The organism is Epilithonimonas tenax DSM 16811 (genome assembly GCF_000428485.1).
Lineage (GTDB): Bacteria > Bacteroidota > Bacteroidia > Flavobacteriales > Weeksellaceae > Epilithonimonas > Epilithonimonas tenax.
The window spans coordinates 15,305-41,050 of sequence record NZ_AUAA01000018.1 but is presented as its reverse complement, the minus strand read 5'-3'; the positions used below and the strand labels follow the sequence as shown (position 1 = coordinate 41,050).

The following is a 25,746-nucleotide window of genomic DNA, read 5'->3' as shown; positions in this document are numbered from 1 at the left end:
TAATGCTTAATTGAAACTATGCACAACGAGTTTTCTATAGTCAGTTAATACTTACAACCTTTTTTCAAAAACAAACCAAAGCCAAAGTCCGGAATTGTTTTAGAAATGGGGTTGTTCCGCTTTCCGCAAAAATACGTTTCCGACCGCAGGGAGGAATTGCATTTTTGCCGCCCAACTTTTGGTCAGGCGGTTTTTTATATTTTTATCAGTTGAGAATGGAAATTTTTTAGATTAAGGAAAAAACCTCTGTTTTCAGTCAGTCCGTTGCGAAACAAGTTCCACAATAGAGAACATCCCATTTGTGCTAATGTAGAATTAATAAACAAATCCTGCTTTTCTAATGCTTCTGCTAAACTGCAACTTGGTGTATCATCTTGCGTTTCAGACTGCAAAAGCAGTTCTCCAAATTCTTCCGTCACATAAGGAAGATTCGACGTTGTTTGATATTTTTCGGAATCAGGTTGTTTTATATTCTCAACTGTAGAAAGCAAAACCTGTCCAGAATATCGGTTGTTGCCAAAATCCATCCAATATTTAGCCTGGTTTCTGTATAATCTCCTACCCTCTTTCAATTCATTCAGAATATCAGCAATTTCAAATCGTGATTTGACATTATCAACACACGACATATAAATTGCGGACTGCATATTCTCTTGGATTCTTCCTAAAGAATCTCTTTCAAACTTTCTGACTTCGGCTTTCCAATTCGTTCCAGACCATCGGTTTGCCCGATTTATCAGTGCAACTGCCTTTGGTAATCCTACTTCACATTCTGCAAAACGCTGTCTGCCTTGATTCGCTTCTGTGACAATATCATCATCCCACAACCGCACCTGTAATCCTGCGTGTCCCAATTCAATCAATGAATGGTTCATTTCGATCAAGGCGGTCAATACTTTAGAACCTGTACCACCTGCACCTATGAGGTTTACCATTACAGGATTGGTAGGATTTAAAAGGCTATCATCGGTAAAATGGACTTTTGTTTTTTCAGATTGTATCATTAGAGTAGATTTTTTAAAGTTAGATTTGAATTGATTAGAATATCTGTCGGAAACGGCTCTTTTGAATCAATAAGGCTTTTCCAAAGGATTACCAAGTTTCCTTTAATCGGATTATGGCTGTTGACCAAATGGCTGAAATAAGAATTGAAAAAATAGTTTTCCCATTTCTTAGTAAACTCTTCGAGTGATGCGGAACTTTTAATGTTTACGTCGACCGTTCCCATACAAACACTTCCGCTTTCGTAAACATTAAAGAACGGAGCGTGAAATAGTGGTGTATCTGTATTGGGGCGTTGGTCTGTCTCCAATGCGAATATTTTCATTCCCTGCTTATTGGCACACCATAGCAAAGGTGGCACATTCGCTAAACCATTTGGAATGGAAAGCTTTTCGGTAAATAGTAACTGTCGTTCCTGTGCTTTTGTGTACCAGACCACTTTTCCATTTTCCGATGTATCTATAAATAGTACAGTTTCAGAAATAATACCACTTGGTCTTAGAAAATCTTTTTCTTTCTTATTTTGAATATTTAAAGATTTGGAGAGTCGTTGTGCCTCCCTTACAGTCAAAGGGTGGGCATTGACAGGGTTTCCATTAGGGTCAATATCAAAATGTTCAACATAACCATCGCGATTATAATCTTCTGTCTCATAAAAGACCAGTGCTGATTTAGGATAGTAAAGTGTTCCAAAATTATTGGTTATGTCGGTTTCTTCGTTCTTAATTGTATTGGCTGTATTTCTCATAGCTTGTTTTTATAATTGAATTATTTGCGCCGTGTATGCACAGATTAGTTGAGCAATCGGCACAATTCGTTTAAGACCTTAAACAACTGATTTTCAAAATCAAGGTTTTTATCCAATATATCACTTCCGTCAAAGGTTTTAAAAATCATTGGTTGCTGTGTTTCAGCATATTCGTTGAACTCATTATTGACCATACTCGTTAGATTATCATAAATCAATCCGTCACTCTCGGCAAAAAAGGAAATATATTTATCCATTGCGATAACAGTTTCCTCATTATAATTGTCATCTCCCTCCATTTCTGAGGGCTTGTTTGCATTATTATAGTGGGCATTTCTGAAAATGCTTTCATTAGGGTAATCACAATAAAGTTTAAAGGTTTTTTCTGCCAATTGAAGGCATTCTTTATCAAACCTGTTTTTCGGTATAAAACGTTTCAAGCGTTGCTCAAAAAAAAGAAGATTCTTAGCATTGGAAATTTTTTGTCCCATCATATCTCCGATGATTTCCGCCCGTTGAAGTTCTTTTTTGCAGATGTGGTTATCTTCTATTTCTTCGTCCTGCTCTATCCAATCAGTAAGCATTTCGTAATTCCAATAGAGATAAGAATCTTCCTGTCTGTAATATGGAATATCTACATTTCTATACAGATAAGTGCATACGGACAATAGTAAGCAAGCTGCTTTTCTGTGTACCTTATTGCGGAGCAATTGATAAAGCGGTACGACGGGAACATAAAACAAGGTTGCCCCTGTGTTGCATCTTTCTTCTATTGCAAAGCAAGTCTTACTCCCTTTTTCTATCAGCCTAACACTCTGCCAATTTTCAGTCTTGGTTTTCAACTGCGTTTCAATATCTCTCAAAGCAAGGCTGATATTGTATGGATAATTAAAATGCTGTGTCGGCATTGGGGTTATATCATAATGCTTTGCTAATTGAGAAAGGGACTTATAAAAATCCCTTTCTGTTTTAGCAGACTTACGTTTGCCCTGTGTTATTGTTATTTCATTCTCCTTTAATTTCGGCATAAAGCAGGTTCTCAGAAAAGCATTGGAAGTTGGGAGATTGGAACGGATTTCCGTTGGTCTTTCTGAACTTCCGAACTGTCTTTTATCTGATGCATCCATTGTGCGTATTCCCTCAATTGTAAGTGAAGTTGCCTTTGTTTTTTTTCTTCGGGAGGTTGAATTGTCCCCGATATGGTTTTTCGTTGCATTCATTTTATTTTTGTTTGTCAGTTTATGGTTGATGGTTGTTAGCTTTTAGATTGTAATTCTATCAACTGTCAACCAAAAACCATCAACTATTTATTATCCTTTTGTTCCCATCACACTTTCAAATTGATATTCAACAGCATCATCCTTGATTTTCGGTGCTGAAATTTTTGAAGTGGTCAGTATCGGGTACGTGTTGGCGTAAAAGTTCATTACTGATTCTACGCTCCATTTTGGTTCAGGGTCAGGTAAACGTATTTCCTGTCCGTTATCTTTGAGTATAAAAACTCGGTCTAATAGGGTTGCAAGTAACATTTATAATATTTTTAAGATTCAACATTTTCATTGGTCGTTTCAGAGAATAGGCTTGGTGCAAAATGTTTCTCATATTCATCCTGCTTTTTGCGGATGATTTCAGCATAATCGGGAAATTCCGATACTTTTGGAAGAGCTGACCACGCTTCTTTGTATTTGCCGTCTTTTTCGAGTTCTTCGGCTTTTTGCAAGGCTTCTTTGTACTTTTTATCTTTGCCTTCCTTTTCTTTTTTCTCCTTGTCGGATTTCTCCTTTTCCATTGCCGATTTCTTCTTGGCTTCTTCGACCTGTTTCATAAAACTTTCCATATCTACCATTAAGCCCGATGCGGTCTGCAATGGTGTCGAAATACTTTCAAAAAATCCGTTGTCCAATTCTTCCGCTGTCCCCCTTAAATTGAGTGGCGGAATCGTTTTCCTTGCCTCGTCTCCGCATTGCTCATTGTTGAGCAATACGGAAAGAACGAAACTGTTTTCTGCCCCTTGTCGGAGTGTGATTTGCAAATCTCCTGTAAGATTGAGTTTGCCTATCTGTCTGAAAAAATTGGTTTGCATAATTTTGTTTTTAAAATTGATTTTTTACTATTTCTGTTATAATTAATTTTATATTCATTATTTTGAATAATGCTCTGTAATAGGTTTCTTGCGTTTGTGGCATTCCAATCATCTTCTTTGGTCATATCCAAATAGTGTAATTTTTCATATTGTTTTACCATTTTGGCAATAATGTTCAATGCTTTATACTCCGTTTTGTCTGCGAGATTGCTCATATTGTTTTGATTTTAGTAGTTTTCCGTACATATCTTTCCAAAACCTTCTCAGTCTTTTATCTAATTCTGAAAATTCTTTGTTTGTATGTTCATATTCCTTACTCTGCTGTAATTTGGATAGCTTCATCAAGATTGGTTACTTTAATCTTGCAACCGTTTAAGTCTGTTACTCTCATTGTTGTTGAGTTAATTGATATAATGAAAATTCTTCTGTCCAAAATTCTTCGCCTGTCTGTTTTCCAAAAGCGTTGTAAATGGCATTTCCGTTTTTATAGACTTGCATTTGGTAGCAATTCAGATTATTTTCGGGTTGCAAAAATTTTTTCAAATCCTCTTTTTCCAATTCGATAAAAATCCTGCTTCTCTCCGAAAGCCATTCTTCAACTTAGGGATAATTTTCTTCCGAAAATTTGAAAAACTCTACATTGGTATCGGCATAATTCAGCCATTTTAAATCATAGTCATTTTCCAAAGGCTTTACGGCTTCGAGCCTTTTCTTTGGGATTTCTTTCCATTCTCCCGTAATGTGGATAATGGCAAAATCGCCATTATCCCATTCACTGTTGGTCATTGATTTTATCAGTAAATATTCTGTTTGTTGAAGTGATGTTTTCATTTATGCAATTTTTTGTTTGTTATTATTTATTTTCCTGTCTAATAGGATTCTCATAATCTCCTCTTTGTAATCGTAATTTTCACCTTCGAATTCGTAACAATCTGTATCTACATTGTAGATGAAGTCTTGAAAGTCACATTGATTGAGAAAATAATCCTGTAAGATTTGGTTTTCGCATATGGTCTTGCCAAAAACCATACAGCCAGATTCTTCGTAATCCAATACAAATCCGACATCGTAATGATTTGCAACAATCCATAATGCTTCGATATTTGGGCTCCATCTTGTCTCATAATGGAAAGAACATTCATCTGTTTCACTTCGATAAATTTCACAGAAGTAACCGTTTTTGCTCTTGACAAAATCGGGCAGTTGCCCAATATTTCCCTTAGTTTCCTTTTCTATCATTTCTTGAAATACATTCGAGACTTTGTCCAAAACCTCTCGATTTCCTGTGAATGTTACTTTATTGTTGCACCAATTTGCCATAATATTTGTTGTATAATTGTTGTTTTCGTAAATGTATGTTCCGCTTGTTTTGAAAGGTTCTTTTCCCTCTGTAAGGCGGATTTCTGATTTGAATTTTCTTGAAAGACTTTTTGCATACCGTATTGCTGTCGTTCTCTCGCAATAGAATTGGGAAAAGATTTCCACCTTTTCCCAATCATTCTTATCACTTTTCGGCTTCATTTGAAAGTTATATTGTGCTTCCATATTTTGAATGCTTTTAGAATGGTAAATCATCGTCCGTATCTTCCGCAAAAGCATTGGATTTCTGTGGCTGTGAAGCTGGTTGTTCTTCTGTGTCAGACTTTTTTCCGCCTCCGTGTACTTTGATGTTAGAAGTATGGAAATTCAACCCCGATTTTATTTCTCCATCTTTTCCAATCCACGCACTCGCACTTGCTCTGCCTGTAAGCTCTACTAATGTTCCCTTCGTTAAAATCTTAGCTACGTTGGCACTTAGCCAATAGGAGCAGTTATAATAAGTGGTCTGTTCTCTTAGTTCGCCTTGTTTGGTTTTAAATCTGTCATTAATGGCTAGTGAAAAATTCACGACCTGTTTGTCATTTTTTAAAGTGTTGATTTCTGCGTTTTTTGTAATTCTGCCTACGATGTTCATAATGTTAATTTTTGATTGTTAATAATTGATTTTCGAGTTTGTTAAAATTTTCGATTTGATTGATTTGGTTTCGAGGACACTCGTTTTTTTTTCTGCTTATATCCAATTGGAAAAGCAGAATTATTTGTTGTTTTATTTTGTTGTTTTTTCCGTTGATGTCAAAGACCGTCTGCGATTTAATTGATTCGTATAACTGAGGTTCCGTCTTTTTCTTTGCCGATGATCATAGGAAAGTATCAGGCATATAAAACCACAATCCTCCAAAGCTTTGGAGGATTGTGGCTCGAAATATTTTTGTCCGAAGGATTCAGGAGTGTCTGAAAAAATTATTGGAACTCGTGGAAAGAATTTTTATAGAAACCCAAAAATATTTTTTTAGGTGAATGATGCTGTCCTACATTTGCAATAGTAAAAAGCCAAACATCAGTTAGAAGTGATTAAATAGACGGTTTTGATAGTAGGAAAAATAGAAAATCGAACATTAGCTAATCTGTTTTTTTAAGGTTTAACCAGTTTTATCATTCTTAAAATATAATTTCTCGTTAAAATTATTTTCAGAATTTTTACATTTTACTTTGTTGCACAAAACCACTCGTTCAAATCCTTAAAATCTTTGTACAGCAAAGAACAATCTTCTACATTTTTATACTTTTTCTGAATAGTTTCTTTAGTTGCATTTCCATTTGGGTCATTGTCCAAGAAAAGTGAAATTCTATCATATTCTTTCAACGATTCTTCAACTTTGAAAAGCATCGCCGTAGAATTGAGAATCAAACAATCTGCAATTGAACATTCTGCACTTTCCAAATTTTTAAAAGTTAGGTAATCAAAAAAACCTTCAAAAACTACAATTTCATTGGAAGTAATCAAATCATTTTTCATCAATGTAACATCTTTTTTGCCCAAACATATCTTTGAATATTTACTTCGGATTTCAACTCCTCCTGAATTATTAAAAAAGCCAATTCCGAAATATTTCTTACCATTCAACATATACTCAATTTCTTTTACCAAATCTTTTTGTTCACAAACTTTTCGGGATTTTAAATATTGGATTAAAGCAGGGTGCTGAATTTCATTTACTTTTATGATTTGATAATTTTTGATTTGGACAGCTTCTTCAATCTGAGTATTATTTTGAACTGAGAAGTCAAATTTTTCAAGATACTTCAAAGCATCAGAAACTGAACATCGATTCATTTGCTGAACAATTGAAATAACATCATAACTTTTCCCGGTTCCGAAATCAAATGCTTTATTTTTAACGAAATCAACCGAAAAACTCGGGATTTTCTCTTCCCTGTCGAGCGCAAAGTAAAATGCAGTTTTCCGATTCTCTTTAACAGGAAAAAGGCTGAACGATTCCAAAACTGTTCTTATATTCACTTTTTCTTTTACTTCTTCGCAATTCATTTTTTTTCTTTTTTAAAGCAAATTTTTTATCCGCATTTTCCTTTTTAATAAAAAAAACTTTTTAATTACTTTTAATATACTTTTAATGAGGCATTGCATCCTCTTATGGCAAAGGTTTTGAGCCACTTTTTGAGTGAGCGCAATTCCGAATTCCGGTGAGCGCAATTCCGAAAGTAGAGTGACCGCAATTCCGAAAAAACAACAGTTTTCGGGTGAGTGCAATTCCGAATTCAACTTTCTATTTTCATTCATTTTTAATATTATACTCGTAGTTATCCACATTTTTAATGGTTATCCATATTTTTAGTGGGTTTTGAATTTCGGAGTGAGCGCAATTCCGAAATATCACTCAAAAATTTTGGCACTTTAACATTTTCTTAACCTCAGTGACCGCAATCCCGAATTCCGGGTGAGCGCAATTCCGAATTCAAATAATTATCGGGTAACCATTTGGTAATAATTCTCCCATTTTTGTACGCCGATAAATTTGTATGATATGTTCCTGAATTTCATTCAGAAATAATTTTCCTTGAAATTCCGTAGATTTAATTTCTTTCAATCGAGCCGTTCGGATAAATTCTTTGAATGCCTTTTCTATCAAAACTCTGGTTTGTGGAACGTTTCTGTATTGATGGGAAAACTGGAGCATTTCATTTTCGTACAGACCATATCTTTTTCTGATGTAGCTTAATCTTTGGGCAATTTTTTCCCTATGGTTCAGATACGCTTCGCTTGATTCCAATTGTTCTCTTTTGTTTTGAGATAAATTGTTGTTCAAAATGGTTTTGGTTAAATAAGGAATAATAAAGATCGAATCTCCCCTGTACTTGTAATTGAAGGAAAGCGTATTGAATGTATTCAAACTGACTCTTGCAGGTTTTAAAAATTTGAAGCAAAAATCCTTGGAAGTTCTATACTTCAATCCAAATTTCTTGTTCAGTGTGGACAGTTTTAAAACGGCTCCGTTTTCAGGCAGTTTTGCAAGCCAGATAGCGAAAATAATATGCTTATTGTTCCTGATATTGTACACCAAATTGTACAAAACGTAATTGTATTCCGGAATAACCATTAGCTTCTTAAGCCAATAACTACTGATTAAAAACGTGGTGTAACCTCTCTGGTCATAACTAGGTATAGAAATTAGTCCACCAAAAGTTCTGATTTCCTTGCCTTTAGAATTAGTAGATTTATACCAGCTCATTTTGAACTTCGTAAGAAATTCATAAGCATCTACCACCTGCTTTGTAGATCCACTTGGCGAAATTTTGCTGTTCCTGATTTTTAAGGAAGCGAAAATATTGTTCTCGGTTTCAAACTCTTCATCAAACAAAGAAAGTTGTTTAGGTCGGTCTTCAGGACGAAATTGCTCATTGCTGATAATAGAAACTATATTAAATATTACCCGAAGTGCATTGATGGGAATATCCGCAGCCTCGTGACCTTCGAAAATGAAATCGTCTACGAAACGGTTGCCCAAGCGAATTCTCTCAGGATTTACTTCATTATTATTTTCAAAATTCTTGCGGATCAACCGTAAATCCTTTTCCGGTACAGCCATAATAGCGCTTTAAATTGGGATTGGAAATTTTAATTTTTCTTGATACATTTTAAATGATTACTCGATTAGTAATTTTATATCAACTCGATTTTCTCGCTTACAAGGGTTTTGGATCCATCATTGAGGTGATAATATTTGTAGATATGAACGCCTTGAACTTGGAAGACCCTTTTCTCGACTTTACCGAAATTCGGGATCTTCACTTTTTGAATTCCTTTGTACTCGGCAAGCATTCCGTTGATGGTTACTTTTTGACCGGGTTTTAAATCTGATAGTGTCATAATTCAATTTTTTAGTGTGTTCTTATCCTAGACATTTGCCTAGGTTTCAAAGGTTGCCGTTTTGGGATTTTGGACGTTTTATATCCGGAATGGATTGAAGTGAAAGTTGATGGCTTTCCGTTTGACTATTCATAAAAGGTAACGTACTTTTCAATGAAGATTTCCAATTGGTAATGGGTCTATCAGAACTATTTTTCCAGCCATTGTTTTTCCAGTTTTCATATTTCGATTGTATTTCAGAATCTAACTCAGGCACGTAAATTTTTAATGTTTCCGCATACGTTATAAATTCTTCGAAAGACGGAATATTTTCATCGTTCCCTTTTTGAGTGGTTGGTTGTGGTTTTGAGGATTGTATTGTTTGCGATAAATCGCTTTCAATTTCGTGATCAATGGTGTTTTCAGAAAAATTTTGAACGGGACGATCTGTAAGTAATGAAACTCCGGATTCTACTGTTTTTTGAATCAATTCTTCCTTTCCAATTTCTTCTTTACTCACCATTTCAGGGCTAGAAATTTGTGAAGGATAATCTCCTATTAACCTGTATTTACACGCAAGTCCGCTTGTAGCTTGGTATTGAATTAATCCTAAATTCCGGAGCTTTTCTTTAGTGGATTTTACTGTTTTCCGAGTGACTCCTAATTCTATGCTTATGACAACATCTGAAATTTGAAAATCACAAGAGTCATTGTCAGAACCAATTTTCAGCAGGTATAAATACATTGAAATTCCCGTTGTTCCAATTGATGTTTTTTGGTTGAAATCCCAAAACCGCTGCATTAATTCAAGGTAATGCATATTTATTTTTGCGCGAAAAGCGCTAATGCCTTTTCTTTATCAATGATGATAATGTTTCCGTTTTGAATGATGGCATCATCCAACAGTCCTGAAGATTTTATTTCCGAGGCTTTCGAAATAGAACATCCCAGCATTTTTGCCAGACCTTTCAATCCGTATTCATATTTTTTTTCCGAATTAATTTTTTTGGAAACCTCCAAAAATTCTTCAACAGTTAGTCGCCATATCGGAGTTTTGGGATCTATATTCTTCATCTGTTCTTAATTTATAGATTTTTTCAATTCAGAGATCCAATTCCTCGCAGCAGCCTGCCAGCATTTCATTGGTTTCTCATTACTCAATTTCCAGTTTTTAGATTGATAAAAAGAGAAAAAACAATCTGCTTCAGCAGATGGGAGATCCCGCTCAGTAAAATATAACTCAACTTCATTGAACACCGGAACTAAAAAGCGAATCTCATCTTGTAGTAAGAAATTTTGATTTTGAGATATTTTTTTTTCACCTACTTTTTCACTTTCAAAATCAACGATCTCGATCAAGCTTCCTTTGTATGAATTGTAACTTGGCGAGTACCGTATAAATCCTGCGCGACAAAGTTCTCTGATGCACTTATGGTAAGTTGCGATTGACCTGATCTTACTTAACTTCATCACATCTTCCCGGCTAATCCGAAAAGAATTCTGAAACCGGTTCAAACTCCAGAACTGGAAAAGTGAAACATACATACTGATATGAGAGGGATACAATCGATCATCTTCAATAACACGCTCAAAAAAAACGATGATATTTTTATTATTCTTCATAATTCCGTATTAAAAATTAATGTTTTTTATCCGTGAGCAATTTTTGGATGTCTTTATAATTGTAATACAGGGAGCCCCCTATCTTGCTGTACGATAATGTTCCGTTGATCCTCAGATTTTGTAAGGTTCCTGAAGATATGTTAAGAAGCTTCTTGACCTCAGAACTCCGAAGCCATAATTTTTGCTCTGTCGTCTTACCCTTGAGTAATATTTCAATGCCTTCCAATAGTTCAATTTTGAATTGCTGAAGGTCTTCTTTGGTGATAATAGATATTGCCATTTGTCAATTATTTTGTTCGACAAAATTTCAAAATCACGCTTAATATCTTTCGGTAGTTTCTCGGTACTACCGAAAGATTCTCCTATACATCCTTTGCATACTGAGTTTTAGATCAATGGTTAATGGTGATTAACTGATTTTTTTTGAAATTGTAAAAGAAATATATAATGCATTGCGATAAGCCACACTTTTACTGGATTATAATTCAATATTTATCTAAATTTTTTATTTTGTCCCATTAAGGCTATTGTTTTGCCGATATTTCTAAGAGTTATATTGATCGAATTCAAATTAGCTTGAAGTACTTTTAACGATCATCTAAGTAGAAATCTCGCTGATATTGATGTATATCAAGCTGCTCTATGATAAATCACACAGAAGATCTTTCGGTAGCTTATCGATACTACCGAAAGATTTACAATTACAATTCCTATGAAATACTCTATTTTCATAAATTAAGTTGAATTATGAATAATGAAAGACTCTACATTAATACATATTAATGTTTAGCCACATAAAAACCAATACAGTCTTAATTAGTGAAAATAGTATATGGTCCTATTTAAAATTGGAGAATTTTGTGTAGAAACTAATTGTTCTCCTATAGGTCTAAATCATCCAAATACTGATTAAAATTATGCTGAAGCAATGACAAAAATTTAGTTCTGTCTATTTTTCTTAACCGTATTTCGCCTAAAGTCTTGTGATAATTACCCAGATTAATATTTAGTGAATTTTCTGCCCAACGGAAAATTTCCGCCAGATCTGAATGACCTCCATTAAAACACTTCGTTTGATGAAGTGCATACAACAACTCAATAAGAGCAACTTTCGGAGCCGTCCATTCCAGATTCTTAATATGTGCGATAGAGTTTTCTTTACTGTCTTTTGAATCAATTTTATTTGTTAAATATTGTTCTAAAAGATCATTTGCCATTATTTGAGAGACAATATGGTCGTGGGAGGTGGAAAATTCCTCATCATAACTGTACAGTTCCGGACTGAGCTTCAACTTAAAATCAAATTTGAACCGAACGAAATATTTTTTGTCCAGGTATGTCGATTTACGACGATAATAACTGATGAATTCTCTTTGCTCATTATAGAAATATAAAAGATTGGATCTCTCGTTTTCATAATACGATCTTAACGCCTGCGAATCAGCATAGGGTTTTGAGGCTTCTAAAGCTAACACTTTGGAATAGTAGATATATACTGCTACGAACTGCGGTTTGGTATTTTTAAAGAAATATATTTCGTTACTCCAGTCCGAAAATTGATATTGGCGCAATAGGTCTTTCAATTGTCTTATAGAGGCGTCTGTTTCCATCAGAATTTCTTCTGCCCGAATCACAATATCATTCTCACTTCTGTTGATCTGATCTACTGCTGTTGTAAGATCTTTCCAAAGCTGATCCACTTTTTTTTTAAAATTTTGTCCGTTCATACGTTTTTCAATTTTTTGTTAACGTAAAAATCGGGCTAAAAAATAAAAAAGTCAGGTCTTCTTTAATTCTTCCTGTCTCATTCTGATAAAATCTCTAGGCCTGATACTGTTGATCTCGAGAAAGTGTGCTGAGAAGATCTGCCTGTTCGCCATCCCACATATTTTGGCGAGTGTTTCAATTTTATAACTAAGATATATAGTTTCCTCTACAAGTAAATTGGTGATATATCTTATCCTTAAAGCTTTAAGGTATGTTGGAAATGTTACATCAAAGTGTACATTGAGTACATATGATAAATGGGTGCGGTTGCTTCCTATCATTTTGGCAACAATGTCAAGTGTTAAATTCTGCTGAAGAAATTGTTTTTCGTCTTCAAAAATCTTTAGATTTGTTTTGATGTCCTCGATAATTTCCGAACTGTATAACTCTAAAATGTTTTCATCAGATGAAGCGGGTGCTATGACGTCGAAACTAATGGTTTCTTTTGAGGTATTTAATTTTTCCAGCACTTCCTGATACCTGGCATTCAATTCCTTTTCTCTTTTCCTGAACCTCCAAATAAAAAAAAACAAGATTACCAGTCCTGCACCAATGGAGGAATATAAAATAACTTGATGACCTCTGATCATCTGCTTCTTCTCTTCTAATAGATTCTCCTTATCATACTCGCTATAAATTTTGTCCGTGAGCATCACAAAGTCAGCATTAATAATGGAGTCAGCCTTTAACAACTGATCCCCGTAATACATCTTCCGTTCAGAATCCCCATTTTTTTCAGCATCATCAATCAGATACAAGTAACTTGATCTGATCTCAGGGGTAATAAACCAAAATTTATTGACCAGCGAATCAACTTTATTAAAATAGTTTAACGATTCAGCTCTATTTCCCTTTGATCTATATAGTTTCCCTATATAAAAATAGACGCTCGTCAATGATGCATAATCCTGATTGCTGCTCAAAATATCACGTGAGAGTTTTAATCGCTTTAAGGCTTCATCTGTATTTCCTTTTCTCAGCAGCTGAATACCCTTTCCTTTCTGGAAATATCCAAACTCAACTACAAGCTCGTTATTGTTATGAAGTCTTTCCAGCCCAATATTAATCAGAGAGTCTTCCTTATGATATAGTCTTAGATTTTTATAACAAGTGCTTAAGCGATAAATACTGTTAAAATAACCTGATTCATTATTGTACCTAATGTTCCGATCTAAACTCTCTTTGGCATTTTTTTCAAAAAAATCAGCTGCCTCTGAAAAATGTACAGCTGCCTGCTTATAGTATCCCAAATAGCTTTTGATCATTCCCAAATGATAGATGATCTTATTCTTAAGGTAACCATCTTTTGAATTTTTTGAATATTTGAACGCTATCAGATATTCTTCTAAAGCTTTTTTATATTGTCTTAGATTATAGTAATAAATAATTCCTTTTCCTGCATAGGCTCTCGCAATCTGATCCTGGTCGTTTGATTTTACAGCGGTGACAATGGCACTGTCAGCATAAGATAATTTCCTGCTGGTTTCTTTGCTGTAATAGATGGCTTCTTCGTAACCTCGGATCAATTTTTTAAGGTTATGGTCATTTTTTGCTTTGTCAATGTACATTTTGACAAAAACAATTGCCCTTTCATCATTCTCAGAATAAGAATCGATCAATCGGGAAATCTCTTTGTAAGATTGTTGCTGTATCTCTTGACCTTGTGTCATAAACACAAACAAAGTGAATAATAGCGTTAAAACTCCATTATAATAATGCATTATGATAAGATATATACAAATTTAACAAAAAAACCACAATCAAACGCTTGTTCAAACTTTACACCCAAAACAACTAACTGATTATTAATACGATACACCTTAATTTTGTTGGTAGGATTGATCAATAGTTACATTTAATGTATCAATCGATGCAACAATAGTTTTTTTTAATTCCCTAACCCTCCTAATTTCGACATCAGAATTCTAATCAATATCAAAAACCGGCCGGGATAACTTTAAAACCATTGTTAAAAAAATGAAAAAGTATATCTCACTTTTAAGTCTAATAACTGCATTCTGTATGCAGTCTTGTGAAAGATCTGAGTCTGATTTAAATACAACAGAACAGAAACAACAAAATATGAAAGTTCAAAGCAATAAAGAATCTGCAAGGATTCAAAATGGCATTGCAGAAGAAAAAGGTTCTGACAATATGGATACAGGTGATGATGATGAACCGAAAAAAGATAAGCAGCACTGGAGGATGGCGCAGGACACGATCTGGTAAGGATAATTTCTGCTTAACTGATACAGTTTCAAAAAATGGAAAATCAGAAAGTGATCTTAAGCACCGGAAAGAGATGTACGGAAAGTGGAGAATGGGAGGTTGAAGGAAGGATAAGCACCGTAGTTTACCTTTCAAAAGGCGAAGTACTGTCCACCTACTGTGGGAAAAATGTCAAATGGATATTAGTCAGAAAAGGATAAATATTAAGATTATGAAAACCATCAAAACAAGATTTGTAGAATTCACAAGCTATTTTTTCATACTGCTGTTTTGTTACGCCAGCATCAGTAAGATAATGGATTTTGAAAATTTTCAGATCCAAATTGCACAATCACCTCTCCTGAGTGCCTATGCAGTTTTTATTACATACGGAATTTTGATCCTTGAACTTTTGGTTTGTTTCCTTTTGATCTCTGAAAGAACAAGGTATATCGGTTTATATGGATCCTACATTTTGATGGTTTTGTTTACTGTCTATATTTATTTGATTCTTAACTATAGTGAATTTGTTCCATGTTCGTGTGGTGGCATTCTTGAAAAGATGGATTGGAACACGCATTTAATTTTCAATCTGATATGTATATTGATTGCTGTCTTTTCTATAATTTTTTCTACAGACCATCAGATGATCAACAGAGCAAAGATGAGCTTAATCCTTGTAGTGACAGCTTTTCTATGCTCGGCAGGAATGTTTTTTCTGTACAAGCAGTCAGAAAATATTTTAAAGAGGGACAATGGTTTCCAAAGGAGATTTTTGCAGCATCCCATTCTGAAAGATGGTACTTATGATTTGAAACTGAATTCGTATTATATTGCAGGCTTCTACGGTGATACTTTATATTTGGGCAATTATACCGCACCTTTTTCGATTACAAAAATCACCGATTTGTCTTCATTGAAACAGCAGAATTTACGATTGGACCGAACAGACATCAATTTCAGATCGCCGATATTGGAAGTCGCTGACAGTATAACATATCTGTATGACGGAACAATACCTATCGTTTTTGCAGGACAAACCGGAAAGAATGAGCTAGCGGAACAAAATGTTGGAAAGACCTATTTCAGAAAAATAAAAAGCCTTGATTCAGATCATTTTGTAATCGGTGCTTTTCACCGTCTCAAACAGATACAGACTTTGGGGATTATTGCCAAAGGTCATAAGGATTCAATAAAGCTAAGACCCGATTTGCTTGAGAAAAAAAGTGAAGGATTTTTTGAACCTGACGGGCAGTTAAATTACGATGCTTTTACAGGAAAGGTGGTCTATGTCTATCATTACAAGAATCAGTTTGTCGTTACAGACTACAATCTGAAGTCAAAGAATGTCTACAAGACCATTGACACGGTCAAAACACCGCATCTGGGATTATCCGTCTTATCTGATGGAAGCCGTAAACTGAACAATCCGCTCATCGTCAATGAAGGATCATTTGCTTACAAGGGAGTGCTCTTTGTTCGATCGGACCGCAAGGGAAAACTTGAGAAGGAAAAGGGTAAAAGAGCCATCATAATTGATCTCTATTCTACACAAGAACAAAAATATCTTGGAAGCATAAATATACCGAACAGATCCGAAGAGCAGCGAATACAATTTGCGATAAATAAAGACCAAATGTATGTAATTATTGAAAATGAAATAATCAGATATCGTTTTGCGCAAAACATCATTCAACATTTCATTTCAGGGGAAGCCGAAAACCTGAACAAAGAGTAGGCACCAACAACAAATTTTAACATCATGAAAAAAATGAGACAAATCGTATTGCCATTGGCTATCCTATTTATTGGAGCCGGTAGTGCGTATGCTACCAATGTAGCATCCAAATCTGCTAAAGCAGAAATTCCTGGTTGGAAAATCGATCTTGCAAACCCTAGCGCTCCATGTGTCATGACGGAGCAGCAATGTACGACAGACAATACAGGATTTGTATGTACGGTCAGTGATGCTTCCGGTGTTCACGATCTTTATCAAACAGGATGCGAAACGGAACTCTTCAGAATTCCTTAACCTCCTTCATCAATTAATTATTAAAAGAAGGGTGCTATTAAGCACCCTTTATGTATTTATGTATCCAGGAAATATCTTTATAATCCTTTAAATGATAATTAAACCAGTCTAAAATCTTGACGGTCAGATCTCTTTGTGTTTCTTGCTTTTTCATCGCATGACCCTCTTTATCATAAAATAATGCAATCACAGGTTTTTTATATTTCCTCAAAGCGATAAACATCGATTTTGTACCATCAGGGCTGACATTACCATCGTCTGTCCCAGTCCATAAGAGCATTGGTGCGGTGACATTCTGAGCATACATGATCGGATTATTCCTGATATATTTTTCAGGGTCTTCAGCAACTGTTGATCTAAACCAGTACTGCCGTCCTTCATATCTGTAATAATCTGGCGCATGAAAGTTATAATTATAGGCGTAGTAGGTGCGGATTACATCTGAAACAGCCGCTCCTGAAACATACGCCGCAAAACGATCGGAATGAGTGGCTATAAAATTGGTTTCATATCCTCCGAATGACTGTCCCATCAAACCGATTCTATTCATATCCACATATTTTATTTTTTGCAGTTCATCCAAAGCATTATTGATACTCTCCAAAGCAGATATTCCGGCACCTTTATCAGATTGTGAGATGTCGGCAAGCAACACTGCAAACCCCTCCTCTATCAACAGCGGAATATTGTAACCTGTCGGATTTGCAAAAGATGGTCTCAAAAACCTTTTGGTGAGATATTCCTGTTTCTCATAGATATGCATCACAACAGGATATTTTTTAGAGCGGTCAAAGTTCAGCGGCATATACAACGCACCGCTGATCTTCTCACCATCCGAACCCTTATAAGAAATCCTGATCATCTCAGTTTGCTCAAACTTTTGATCACCGCCATTTGACACATAAAGTTTTCTCGGATTTTCTTTTCCATCCCTTACAATTAATGTCGGACGCTTATTATAATTTTCAGCGATCCAATAATAATGTTCCCGTTGACCCAACTGCTTAAATTCAGTGATTTGATTAGGAGTCGAAGATAAAATTGAATGGAGTTTCCTATTTTTCAAATAGGCATAGGATACATTTTGATCACTTAGATTCGTGATCTTGACAACCAAAGGTTTCTTTAGATCCGCTGTCCTGAAATCTCTTTTATTTCCGATATCTGTATACACACGTTTAAAATCGATCAGTTCGATCATTGAGTTTTCTCCCTTAACTACTTCCCTGACCTTTCTGTTAAAGAGATTCTGCTCAGCAATCGTATTGCCCCCGACCCAAAGGACATCGTTGTCTGAAGTAAAATAAGGCATCATTTCCCGAGAAACATCTAAATCCACTATTTGGCATTTTATTGTGTTATAGAGTTGCCAGTTATTCTCCTTTTGAATAAGGAGGTACTCACCCGTCGGAGAGATCACCATTTCTTTCTGCACATCGGAGATAAAAGTGTACTCATCCACAGCGGCATTCCACAAAAAAAGTTTATCAAAACCTTGTCCTCCTGCCTTATCCATCTTATCCACCTGATCTTTGTCGACCTGATTTATTAGATACAGGTCATTACCTACTGCCGTTTCCCCAAAATAACCGGAACGGGTCATCAAATTGGTCTTTGCAGTGAATGGGTTCCAGTCAATCTGAATAGCTTTAAGTATGGAGGTATTATGCGCCGCAAGGTCGAAATCTGTTCCATACCAAACATCCACCATTTCTTTTTTGGCTTTTAACTTTTTCTCTAGTTTGATAACGATCTGGTGATCGGAACGTGACGGACTGAGCGTCATCTGATCATAATCATTGTACTTACTGATGTCCATTACATATTGCTTTTTGTCCGGAGCAATGTAGTAGATCTTAGATTTACCATCGTTAAGGCTATGAACCACAAGACCATTTTCCTTAGTTCCTGACGGAACTACATTTTTCAGGTCTTCCGTTGTTGAAAAGACATTTACAAAAAGTCCCTTTTTCAGTAACAGAACTTCATTCAGATCACCCATCTTTCTTCTGACGACCGTTTGATCATTTTTTGCATATACATACTGAACATCAGCAATAGTTTGCCGGAGATTCAGATCGGTATCAAAAACTTCTAACAAACGGCCTTCCTTTTCTGTGTACAATACGATCAAGGCATTAGTCTTATCATCATATAGAAATTTGCTGACATTCTTCAAAGACTGGGATTTCCCTGTTTCAGGATCGAGGTATTCCAGCATTTCTCCGAATTGGATTGCCAGATGATTCCCAACAAACATCATTAAATTGATATTTTTCCTTTCCAACAGAATATCTTGATTCAATATACTCTGCAGTTTCAGATTTTTGGAACCATCGCCCAAAACAGAATACCAGGCCAGCCATTTGCCATTATCAGAAGATTCAGGGAAACGAATTTCCTCAGTTTCCCTTACCAACTTTGCAAGATGTTCATAGTTTTGAGCAGATAGTTTTCCGGTAGTCAGACTGACGAACATAGTCATAAGCAAAGCATATAAACTGTACTTCATTACATATCCAAAGGATTTGAACTCCTGTCCTTCTACATTCCAAATTTCTGAAAACCTCTTGTTAAATCTTAAAATACTTACACTTTTATCTCTCTTACTAATATCCATCATTCTGTGGCGTTAGATTCATGTTCAAAAGCATTTCTTTCTGTGGCAACGGAAAGAATTGGTTGGTTGCTTTCCAATTGACCTTTACAGGTTTGAGCTGATCCAGCTGTCCCCATCTTTTCAGATCTAAAAACCTGTTGCCGTGTTCTGCAAAAAACTCTTTTCTTCTCTCATTCTTTATCTCCTCCATCGCCTGAGACTGTGAAATCGAAGTAGTTAATGCAGTCAGTCCTGCCCTCTGTCTGGTGTAATTAATGAACGGTACTGCCTGAGCGGTCTTGTTTTGTTTCATAAGAGATTCTGCAAGCATCAGATAAACATCCTCCAACCTGTAAATGACGGAGTATTCAGTACTATTGGTCGTTGTAGTCACCTTGTACTTGGTCTGCTTATAATTCGTCTGGGAACCGAATACCACTGCTACAAAATATTGTTGTCTGCGGAGATCACCCATAGAAAAAGAATTGATAAGATCAGGGTTAAGGACAAAAGATGTTGGTGCTGAAACAAAATTGTAGAGCAATGCTTCATTGGTTGGGTCTGTGTTATTCTTAGGCTTCAATTGCCAGATGATATGCTTTCCTGTTTTCTGAAAAACTTTGGACAGGTCATTTTGAAAAACATAGTCCGCATTCTGAATGACTGCCTGACATAGTACTTCCGCTTCCTGCCAATTACCGATCAGCATCTTCATCTTGGCCAGCACCAGATATCCGACCCCCTTATTTATATAGATCCGCTCCGCATTACGATATGCTGTCGGCAGCAGGTTTACCGCCTCAGACATATCTGTTTCAAGCTTTATCAGAAACTGATCCTTTGGCATTCTGTTCAGTGTACTGTTGTACACATAGTCTGTAGTATCGGTATAAGGAATTTCTCCATAGATCTGGTACAGGTAAAAATAAATCAGAGAACGGATCATCAGAGCTTCCCCTTTGATCCTGTCCTTTGCCGATTCAGAAAGGCTCTTTGATCTTTCCACGCCTTCGATAATACTATTCGCCATATAGATTTGCTGATAGGCATTTGTCCAGACCAGACTGACTGTAGAATTCGTTGCAAGGGGCTGGTTGTTGTAAATATCCAGGATCGCATTCCCTGCGCTGGTAAAGACACAGGTAATATCATCGGAATAGGTTCCCAGCAGAGCACCTGAACCGTCTGATGTACCGCTGATCACAGAGCCGGTCCACAGACCTGAATACAAACCTGCCAGGGCGGCATCTGCCGTTTTTTCGTCTTCAAAGATCATTTCAGTGGCCAGTTGGTTATTCGGGAAATCAGTTTCCACAAACTTCTCGCAGGCAATCGTACTGAGTAGAGCGGCGAGCATCACGAGCAGATACATCATTTGATTAATTATATTTTTCATTTTCTTTAAATATTAAGAGTATAGTTTTTATTTGCATATCAAAGGAATTCAGTTTCACATCAGAACGTCACCTGAAATCCCAAAGAATACGTCTTCAAAGGCGGCAGATAACCTACCAGATAAAATTCCGGGTCCATTCCGAAATAGTCGGTGATGGTCAGAAGGTTTTGTCCCTGAAAATAGACCATCGCTTCCTTGATCCCCATTCTATCTACCGGTATCCGGTAATTGACCTGTACATTTTTCAGCCTGATGTAAGAGGCATCACTTACCGCAGCGGTAGAATTCTGAAAGAAACCATGCAGTGAAAGTTTCTGAGGATTATAGCCCGCTGAGTATTGCATATAGGTTCCTTCCGGATTCGAGGGCGACCATGCATCCAGAACCTCGACAGGCTGGTTGCTGAGTGTTCCCGGCATCAGCATCTGGCGGTTGTAATTCCAGTTCCTCTGTTTAACGAACTGCCACAGGAAGGAAGCTGACCATTGACCGAACCTGAACTGGCTTGACCATCCGCCAAACATCCGGACGCCAAGTTTTTCCACTGCCTTGTTGTCATCTGGAGAATTGATCTTTCCATCACCGTTGAAATCCTTGAACTTATATAATCCTGTTGCAGGATCGATTCCCTCATACTGGTACACTCTCGCAATAGTCGTCGGATAGCCAATAACATATTGATTGGAGTAGGTCGAACCTTCGAGGTTCGGAAACTCTACCAGCGTGTTTCGAGGAATACTCAGATTGAATGACGTATCATATCTGAACTTTCCATTTTTGAGTACCTGAATCGACGTGTCAAATTCCCATCCCGTATTCCTGATCTTTGCAGGAAGATTGGACTGTATCGAGGAAAACCCCGTAGTTGCAGGAAGTGGAATACCCACCAGCTGATTAGATGAAGTATTTTCATAGTACGCTCCTGAGAAGTTAAAGCGTCCCTTCCAAAATCCAAGTTCCATTGCCACTTCCTTTTTCACCGTCTTCTCCCAGCTGAAATTGGGATTGTACAATCGTGCGGGATTAAGCCCGGTCTGTCCGTTATAGATATTGGAGGAAATGATATAGGTGTTGAGGTATTGGTAATCCCCTATCTTGTCATTTCCTGTCGTTCCTATACTTCCTCTGATCTTACCTAAGGTCAGCCATTTGGAATCTCTCAGGAAATTCTCTTCCGAAAACAGCCACGCCCCTCCTAATGCCCCGAAATTCCCGAAGCGATTGTTGGGACCGAAACGGCTTGAACCATCCCGTCTTCCTGTAAGGTTTAGGATATACCTTTTTTTAAGCTGATAATTAAATCGGGCAAACACTGCGGTATAGTTGTACTCACTGCGTACCTGATCAGAGATGGTCTTTACACTGGCAGCGCCAATATTGTCGATCAGTGCATTGCTTTCAAATCCCCTTCCCGTTATCGCACCCTGATCAGATTGCGTCTTTTGAAGAGTAGTCCCTACCAAGGCCTCAAACTGATGGTTCCCGAACTGATACGTTCCGACAACCTGCGGTTCAAGTATGTAGGAAAAGTTCACCTGATTATTCTTTGATGAGGTCGAGTTCAGGCTCGTCTGACCCAATGCGGGGTTATTGATGGTGTGGGGCTTCAGTGATCTCTCCTCGAAATTCTGATAGCTGATCCCGGCATTCATCTTGACCGACAGAAAAGGAAAAAGCTTGTAGGAGACGTTTAGCCCGTTGTTAAAAAATGCGGTCTTATTGATATACTCACTGAGGAATGAGGCTACAGGATTCGTAAAGGTGCCGTTTTCCCAGTTGATATTTCCGGACGTATTGTACAGTGCAGGCGCATTCGGACTTAAGGTGATGCTTTTCAGGGTAAGGTCATCGTTCTGAACATTGTTCTTCTGAAAGGAGAACATGTTGACAAAATTGAACTCCAGTCTCCTGTCAGGCGTAAAATAAGAAAAATTGGCATTGACGTTATCCGTCCTGTACCTGAAATCAGCAGGAAGAACCGTTGACTGTTCATTATGACCATAGCTTATATTGTAGGAGGTGATCTCAGAACCTCCGCTCAAAGACAACTGAACGGCATAAGCATCAGCTGTTCCGCCGATCAGTTCTTTCTGCCAATCGGTATACCTCGACTGGTCCCAGGTTCCGTTGATATCATACATAGTTGCAGGATATGGCACATTATCATTCTGAAATCCCTGTTTTCTCATGCTGATATACTGTTCCGTATTCATCAGCTCCATCGGTCTTGTGATCCTGCTTAAAGAATAGGAAGTGTTCAGTTTCAGTTCGGACCTTCCCTTCTTCCCTCTTTTAGTGGTCACAATGATGACCCCGTTGGCTCCACGGCTTCCATAGATAGCCGTAGCATCGGCATCTTTTAGAATCTCAAAGCTTTCAATATCATTTGGATTGATCGCATTCAAAGGATTGATCGATGACCAAGGAAGGATCCTGTTGGAATACAATGAAGGCGTTTCAGAAGCCTGAGGAACACCATCAATAATATATAGCGGTTCATTCCCTTCCCGACGGATACTGTTCTTACCCCTGATCTGAATATCAAATCCCCCTCCAGGTGTTCCCGAATTCTGAGTGATCGAAACCCCGCTCATCCTACCCTGCGCTGAAGCAAGGACATTGGTGACAGGTTGATTTTCGATGTCTTTGGCTGAGATCTTGGCAATGCTTCCTGTTCTTTCTTTGTTTTTGACCTTATAATAACCTGCATTGAGAACAACTTCCTCAATTTCCTTTTCTTTACCTAATGAGATATTGACGGTTATCCTGCTGCCTAAAGTGATTTTTCGTTCGGGATAGTCCGGATGGCGGTAAATGATTACGGGATTTTCTCCCGATACCTGAACACGGTAAACGCCTGCTGCATTGGTCACAGCCACTTCTTCTTTACCTTCCTGAAATACGGAAACACCTTTGACTGGCTGGTTATTTTCCGTGACAGTGCCTGTAATGGTGCGCATCTGCCCTATTGCTACGCCGGAGACGAGCAAGGTGAAGCCAAAAGCCATTTGAAGATGACTTAGGTTGCAAAAGCTTTTTTTCATACTTTTGAATAGGTTTAATTCGTTAGACTTTGCTCTTTCCTACGCTAGCAGTCAACTTTTGTGGAAAGGGCTTTTGTTTTTCTATGGTTACGTTACACTTTCTGTTTCTTGAATATGTTTTTAGCGTATCTATTTGATGATGCTTGGGAGGAAGCTTCAGTAAGGACATAGCAAAACCTCCTGCCCTAGCACATCTTGAAATAATATGAATGAAATCGTGTCCCGTGTAAGCTGTAAAGCCGCAATGAGTAAACTCATTGTAAAGTGTCATTTCTAAATGAGAAAACATTCTATTGAAATCTAAAAACAACAGTAACCATATGCATTATACAAACCGTTGAATTTTTTTGTCTTCAGTATTAAATTCCCTTCGTGCTGAAAATAATTTGGAAAATCAAAAGAAAGCGAGTACTTTTAATGTGCGAGTTTAAAGCGTAGTCTGGCTTTCCTTTTACTTTTAAAGGAATTTCGGAGTTTGTCGATAATATGTAGGTTATACCAATCCAGCATTTTGCAAGCAAAACTGGCATAAAGCTGTAATTTTTTTCTGTTATGCTGGCGGACTATTCCGGTGGGCAAATAAGCAGAATGGTTGAAAATGTCGTCCTCATAAATATTATTTTATATATGGAACGATGCGTTTAAGATGAGGAGTTAAATGCAAAAATAGCATGGAACGGTCTCACACTTTAGAACCGAGGGCGACCAAACCCTTCTTTAAATTTTCATCTAAAGATTACCTTCTAAAGCTAACGTGAGAACCGCTCGCATGCCGTATGCAAAAGTAAGAAACTTTTAGACATGGAGCGATTTCACGATAATCTCGAAGGTAAAATTGGTCTTTTCGGTCCGAGATACATCGTTTTAATTTCCCTATATGGGCTAATTATCAATTCGCTAGAACAAATATAAGAATAAATTTCAATACACCAATATATAGGTGTGATTTTTTAAAAAAATTATGGAAAAAACTTTTGTTTTTGAAACAACTCAATTTGATTATGACTTCATTAATCATATTAAGAGACTTAGAATGGAGAAAGAAATTTCTCAAGAAAAATTAAGTTTAAAAATGGGCTTAACTAAAAGCTTTGTCGGTAATGTTGAAAATATAAAGGAAAATCATAAATATTCTACACGCCATATTGCTTTATTAGCGAAAGCTTTTGGATTTTTAAACATTTCTGAATTAATGAATTTTCCCACACCAAAATATGATAAGATTAAAGTAACTGTGAAGCAGATTTATAATGAAAACGGGACCAGAATTGTAGATATTGAGATATTGAAAATTGAACCTCTTTAATTTACAGAAACCATAATCTATTCGCAACACAAACTAATAATCCAAAACTATATTTATGAATGGAATTAATTTTTCTCCTCAAATTTGGTGGAATGCTATGGATCGAGCTGTCGAATTCGCTAATCATATGGGAAAAGATCTAATCCAAGATTTTAACTTCAAAAAATGGTTGCAAATCGGCGCTATTGAGCATAATTGCTTGGAAATTCATCTCGTTGCTCAGTTAGATGACATCCTCACCGACAAATACGATTATCTGCAAAGTAACGAATATTACCATAGAGTATTTTTTAAAAATATGTATGGAAAAAATATATATGCAAGTACAATTGCAGATTTAGAAAGCAAAATGTTTGGTCAGGAAAATCTTCAAATTGAATATGAGTTTGGGGTGGATGCTCTAAATCATTATATAACTATGCATTTTAATAATTGGTTATTCTTTGGAAAATATGATGATTGGTTTCGTTGGAGAATGTACTATTATTTTTTACTGAATAAACTGGATGATGATCTTAAAAGTATTTATAACTACTATTTCAGTATGGTCTTAGGGCAAATCAACTTGCAAACTAATTTCTTCAATTCGATAGAGCATTACAAAAGATTTCGTGATGAGTATGAAGAAATAAATAAATAAATACGCGGAGTCATCGTTTTTGTCATATCAGGAAAAAATAAAATTAAAATAATTGTACACTTATATCAGTTTTAAATACATAATTTAAGTTTGAGCAATTTGGAATCGAAAGT

Annotated in this window: 27 protein-coding genes; 6 read left to right on the top strand and 21 right to left on the bottom strand. The window is 36.5% G+C overall.

All coding sequences use genetic code 11. The annotated features are described in order from the left end of the window. Window positions 1–194: 194 nt before the first annotated feature. The 18 genes from F564_RS0110440 to F564_RS0110345 form a co-directional block, all read right to left on the bottom strand. Window positions 195–1,001: a PRTRC system ThiF family protein gene (locus F564_RS0110440; protein WP_028122595.1), complete on the bottom strand. Its 807-nt coding sequence runs from the start codon at window positions 999–1,001 to the stop codon at window positions 195–197. A gap of 2 nt (window positions 1,002–1,003) precedes the next feature. Continuing rightward, window positions 1,004–1,750, bottom strand: a complete 747-nt coding sequence (locus F564_RS0110435) for a PRTRC system protein B (protein WP_051259640.1) — start codon at window positions 1,748–1,750, stop codon at window positions 1,004–1,006. Window positions 1,751–1,794: 44 nt separating this feature from the next. Beyond that, window positions 1,795–2,877 carry a hypothetical protein gene (locus tag F564_RS0110430; protein ID WP_228373891.1) on the bottom strand — a complete coding sequence of 361 codons (1,083 nt, stop codon included), beginning with the start codon at window positions 2,875–2,877 and terminating at the stop codon, window positions 1,795–1,797. A gap of 183 nt (window positions 2,878–3,060) precedes the next feature. Beyond that, window positions 3,061–3,279, bottom strand: a complete 219-nt coding sequence (locus F564_RS0110425; protein WP_027379053.1) for a PRTRC system protein C — start codon at window positions 3,277–3,279, stop codon at window positions 3,061–3,063. An 11-nt stretch (window positions 3,280–3,290) separates the two neighbouring features. Then, window positions 3,291–3,833, bottom strand: coding sequence for a PRTRC system protein E (locus F564_RS0110420; protein WP_028122592.1), 543 nt, complete (start codon window positions 3,831–3,833; stop codon window positions 3,291–3,293). Beyond that, on the bottom strand, window positions 3,806–4,048 hold the full coding sequence (locus tag F564_RS0110415; RefSeq protein ID WP_028122591.1) for a hypothetical protein: 243 nt from the start codon (window positions 4,046–4,048) through the stop codon (window positions 3,806–3,808). Before F564_RS0110415 ends, F564_RS0110420 begins: the two co-directional genes overlap by 28 nt. A gap of 385 nt (window positions 4,049–4,433) precedes the next feature. Next, entirely contained in the window at window positions 4,434–4,664 is a 231-nt protein-coding gene (locus F564_RS20440) for a hypothetical protein (RefSeq protein ID WP_051259639.1), read from the bottom strand. Next, entirely contained in the window at window positions 4,665–5,378 is a 714-nt protein-coding gene (locus F564_RS20755; protein ID WP_159437613.1) for a DUF1281 family ferredoxin-like fold protein, read from the bottom strand. 13 nt (window positions 5,379–5,391) lie between these two features. Then, window positions 5,392–5,787: a single-stranded DNA-binding protein gene (locus F564_RS0110395; RefSeq protein WP_028122590.1), complete on the bottom strand. Its 396-nt coding sequence runs from the start codon at window positions 5,785–5,787 to the stop codon at window positions 5,392–5,394. 570 nt (window positions 5,788–6,357) lie between these two features. After that, the gene (locus F564_RS0110385; RefSeq protein WP_028122589.1) at window positions 6,358–7,200 is read right to left on the bottom strand and encodes a toprim domain-containing protein; all 843 of its coding nucleotides are present in this window, start codon (window positions 7,198–7,200) and stop codon (window positions 6,358–6,360) included. A gap of 427 nt (window positions 7,201–7,627) precedes the next feature. After that, window positions 7,628–8,758: a hypothetical protein gene (locus F564_RS0110380; RefSeq protein WP_028122588.1), complete on the bottom strand. Its 1,131-nt coding sequence runs from the start codon at window positions 8,756–8,758 to the stop codon at window positions 7,628–7,630. Window positions 8,759–8,832: 74 nt separating this feature from the next. Further along, on the bottom strand, window positions 8,833–9,039 hold the full coding sequence (locus F564_RS0110375) for a hypothetical protein (protein ID WP_028122587.1): 207 nt from the start codon (window positions 9,037–9,039) through the stop codon (window positions 8,833–8,835). Window positions 9,040–9,085: 46 nt separating this feature from the next. Continuing rightward, window positions 9,086–9,838, bottom strand: coding sequence for a ribonuclease H family protein (locus F564_RS0110370; RefSeq protein WP_028122586.1), 753 nt, complete (start codon window positions 9,836–9,838; stop codon window positions 9,086–9,088). A 2-nt stretch (window positions 9,839–9,840) separates the two neighbouring features. Then, a complete protein-coding gene (locus F564_RS0110365; RefSeq protein WP_028122585.1) occupies window positions 9,841–10,092 on the bottom strand; it encodes a DUF3853 family protein in 252 nt (83 codons plus the stop codon). A gap of 6 nt (window positions 10,093–10,098) precedes the next feature. After that, on the bottom strand, window positions 10,099–10,641 hold the full coding sequence (locus F564_RS0110360) for a hypothetical protein (RefSeq protein ID WP_028122584.1): 543 nt from the start codon (window positions 10,639–10,641) through the stop codon (window positions 10,099–10,101). Window positions 10,642–10,657: 16 nt separating this feature from the next. After that, the gene (locus tag F564_RS0110355; RefSeq protein ID WP_028122583.1) at window positions 10,658–10,921 is read right to left on the bottom strand and encodes a helix-turn-helix domain-containing protein; all 264 of its coding nucleotides are present in this window, start codon (window positions 10,919–10,921) and stop codon (window positions 10,658–10,660) included. 601 nt (window positions 10,922–11,522) lie between these two features. Next, on the bottom strand, window positions 11,523–12,368 hold the full coding sequence (locus F564_RS0110350; RefSeq protein WP_028122582.1) for an RteC domain-containing protein: 846 nt from the start codon (window positions 12,366–12,368) through the stop codon (window positions 11,523–11,525). A 51-nt stretch (window positions 12,369–12,419) separates the two neighbouring features. Next, on the bottom strand, window positions 12,420–14,078 hold the full coding sequence (locus F564_RS0110345; RefSeq protein WP_028122581.1) for a helix-turn-helix domain-containing protein: 1,659 nt from the start codon (window positions 14,076–14,078) through the stop codon (window positions 12,420–12,422). Between the two features lie 307 nt (window positions 14,079–14,385). On the opposite strand from F564_RS0110345, the gene F564_RS0110340 reads away from it, so the two are divergent. From F564_RS0110340 to F564_RS0110325, 4 genes are read left to right on the top strand one after another with little or no spacing between them, the layout of a single operon-like run. Beyond that, entirely contained in the window at window positions 14,386–14,637 is a 252-nt protein-coding gene (locus tag F564_RS0110340; protein ID WP_123882493.1) for a hypothetical protein, read from the top strand. Window positions 14,638–14,672: 35 nt separating this feature from the next. Continuing rightward, entirely contained in the window at window positions 14,673–14,837 is a 165-nt protein-coding gene (locus tag F564_RS20605; RefSeq protein WP_154656850.1) for a hypothetical protein, read from the top strand. Window positions 14,838–14,848: 11 nt separating this feature from the next. Then, window positions 14,849–16,354: a MauE/DoxX family redox-associated membrane protein gene (locus F564_RS0110330; RefSeq protein ID WP_034981341.1), complete on the top strand. Its 1,506-nt coding sequence runs from the start codon at window positions 14,849–14,851 to the stop codon at window positions 16,352–16,354. A gap of 33 nt (window positions 16,355–16,387) precedes the next feature. Further along, entirely contained in the window at window positions 16,388–16,648 is a 261-nt protein-coding gene (locus F564_RS0110325) for a carbohydrate-binding protein (protein ID WP_139422684.1), read from the top strand. Window positions 16,649–16,685: 37 nt separating this feature from the next. Here F564_RS0110325 and F564_RS0110320 read toward each other — a convergent pair whose 3' ends face one another. From F564_RS0110320 to F564_RS0110310, 3 genes are read right to left on the bottom strand one after another with little or no spacing between them, the layout of a single operon-like run. Then, entirely contained in the window at window positions 16,686–19,271 is a 2,586-nt protein-coding gene (locus tag F564_RS0110320) for an alpha/beta hydrolase family protein (protein ID WP_028122577.1), read from the bottom strand. Then, entirely contained in the window at window positions 19,258–20,643 is a 1,386-nt protein-coding gene (locus F564_RS0110315) for a RagB/SusD family nutrient uptake outer membrane protein (RefSeq protein ID WP_028122576.1), read from the bottom strand. Before F564_RS0110315 ends, F564_RS0110320 begins: the two co-directional genes overlap by 14 nt. Before the next feature lie 59 nt (window positions 20,644–20,702). Further along, window positions 20,703–23,687, bottom strand: a complete 2,985-nt coding sequence (locus F564_RS0110310) for a SusC/RagA family TonB-linked outer membrane protein (RefSeq protein ID WP_028122575.1) — start codon at window positions 23,685–23,687, stop codon at window positions 20,703–20,705. A gap of 961 nt (window positions 23,688–24,648) precedes the next feature. Between F564_RS0110310 and F564_RS19100 the strand changes: the two genes are divergently transcribed. After that, complete coding sequence (locus tag F564_RS19100) at window positions 24,649–24,993, top strand: helix-turn-helix domain-containing protein (RefSeq protein ID WP_034981338.1); 345 nt, start codon at window positions 24,649–24,651, stop codon at window positions 24,991–24,993. A 55-nt stretch (window positions 24,994–25,048) separates the two neighbouring features. Further along, a complete protein-coding gene (locus F564_RS0110295) occupies window positions 25,049–25,633 on the top strand; it encodes a hypothetical protein (protein ID WP_028122573.1) in 585 nt (194 codons plus the stop codon). Window positions 25,634–25,746: the final 113 nt, after the last annotated feature.

Excerpts from the sequence above, each read along its gene's own strand:
- F564_RS0110430 (WP_228373891.1), bottom strand. The coding sequence starts at position 2,877 with ATGGATGCATCAGATAAAAGACAGTTCGGAAGTTCAGAAAGACCAACG.
- F564_RS0110435 (WP_051259640.1), bottom strand. The coding sequence starts at position 1,750 with ATGAGAAATACAGCCAATACAATTAAGAACGAAGAAACCGACATAACC.
- F564_RS0110420 (WP_028122592.1), bottom strand. The coding sequence starts at position 3,833 with ATGCAAACCAATTTTTTCAGACAGATAGGCAAACTCAATCTTACAGGA.
- F564_RS0110345 (WP_028122581.1), bottom strand. The coding sequence starts at position 14,078 with ATGACACAAGGTCAAGAGATACAGCAACAATCTTACAAAGAGATTTCC.
- F564_RS0110340 (WP_123882493.1), top strand. The coding sequence starts at position 14,386 with ATGAAAAAGTATATCTCACTTTTAAGTCTAATAACTGCATTCTGTATG.
- F564_RS20755 (WP_159437613.1), bottom strand. The coding sequence starts at position 5,378 with ATGGAAGCACAATATAACTTTCAAATGAAGCCGAAAAGTGATAAGAAT.
- F564_RS0110330 (WP_034981341.1), top strand. The coding sequence starts at position 14,849 with ATGAAAACCATCAAAACAAGATTTGTAGAATTCACAAGCTATTTTTTC.
- F564_RS0110425 (WP_027379053.1), bottom strand. The coding sequence starts at position 3,279 with ATGTTACTTGCAACCCTATTAGACCGAGTTTTTATACTCAAAGATAAC.
- F564_RS0110320 (WP_028122577.1), bottom strand. The coding sequence starts at position 19,271 with ATGATGGATATTAGTAAGAGAGATAAAAGTGTAAGTATTTTAAGATTT.
- F564_RS0110370 (WP_028122586.1), bottom strand. The coding sequence starts at position 9,838 with ATGCATTACCTTGAATTAATGCAGCGGTTTTGGGATTTCAACCAAAAA.
- F564_RS0110395 (WP_028122590.1), bottom strand. The coding sequence starts at position 5,787 with ATGAACATCGTAGGCAGAATTACAAAAAACGCAGAAATCAACACTTTA.
- F564_RS0110355 (WP_028122583.1), bottom strand. The coding sequence starts at position 10,921 with ATGGCAATATCTATTATCACCAAAGAAGACCTTCAGCAATTCAAAATT.
- F564_RS20605 (WP_154656850.1), top strand. The coding sequence starts at position 14,673 with ATGGAAAATCAGAAAGTGATCTTAAGCACCGGAAAGAGATGTACGGAA.
- F564_RS0110295 (WP_028122573.1), top strand. The coding sequence starts at position 25,049 with ATGAATGGAATTAATTTTTCTCCTCAAATTTGGTGGAATGCTATGGAT.
- F564_RS0110380 (WP_028122588.1), bottom strand. The coding sequence starts at position 8,758 with ATGGCTGTACCGGAAAAGGATTTACGGTTGATCCGCAAGAATTTTGAA.
- F564_RS0110350 (WP_028122582.1), bottom strand. The coding sequence starts at position 12,368 with ATGAACGGACAAAATTTTAAAAAAAAAGTGGATCAGCTTTGGAAAGAT.
- F564_RS0110375 (WP_028122587.1), bottom strand. The coding sequence starts at position 9,039 with ATGACACTATCAGATTTAAAACCCGGTCAAAAAGTAACCATCAACGGA.
- F564_RS0110365 (WP_028122585.1), bottom strand. The coding sequence starts at position 10,092 with ATGAAGAATATAGATCCCAAAACTCCGATATGGCGACTAACTGTTGAA.
- F564_RS0110315 (WP_028122576.1), bottom strand. The coding sequence starts at position 20,643 with ATGAAAAATATAATTAATCAAATGATGTATCTGCTCGTGATGCTCGCC.
- F564_RS0110325 (WP_139422684.1), top strand. The coding sequence starts at position 16,388 with ATGAGACAAATCGTATTGCCATTGGCTATCCTATTTATTGGAGCCGGT.
- F564_RS0110360 (WP_028122584.1), bottom strand. The coding sequence starts at position 10,641 with ATGAAGAATAATAAAAATATCATCGTTTTTTTTGAGCGTGTTATTGAA.
- F564_RS0110385 (WP_028122589.1), bottom strand. The coding sequence starts at position 7,200 with ATGAATTGCGAAGAAGTAAAAGAAAAAGTGAATATAAGAACAGTTTTG.
- F564_RS19100 (WP_034981338.1), top strand. The coding sequence starts at position 24,649 with ATGGAAAAAACTTTTGTTTTTGAAACAACTCAATTTGATTATGACTTC.
- F564_RS20440 (WP_051259639.1), bottom strand. The coding sequence starts at position 4,664 with ATGAAAACATCACTTCAACAAACAGAATATTTACTGATAAAATCAATG.
- F564_RS0110415 (WP_028122591.1), bottom strand. The coding sequence starts at position 4,048 with ATGAGCAATCTCGCAGACAAAACGGAGTATAAAGCATTGAACATTATT.
- F564_RS0110310 (WP_028122575.1), bottom strand. The coding sequence starts at position 23,687 with ATGAAAAAAAGCTTTTGCAACCTAAGTCATCTTCAAATGGCTTTTGGC.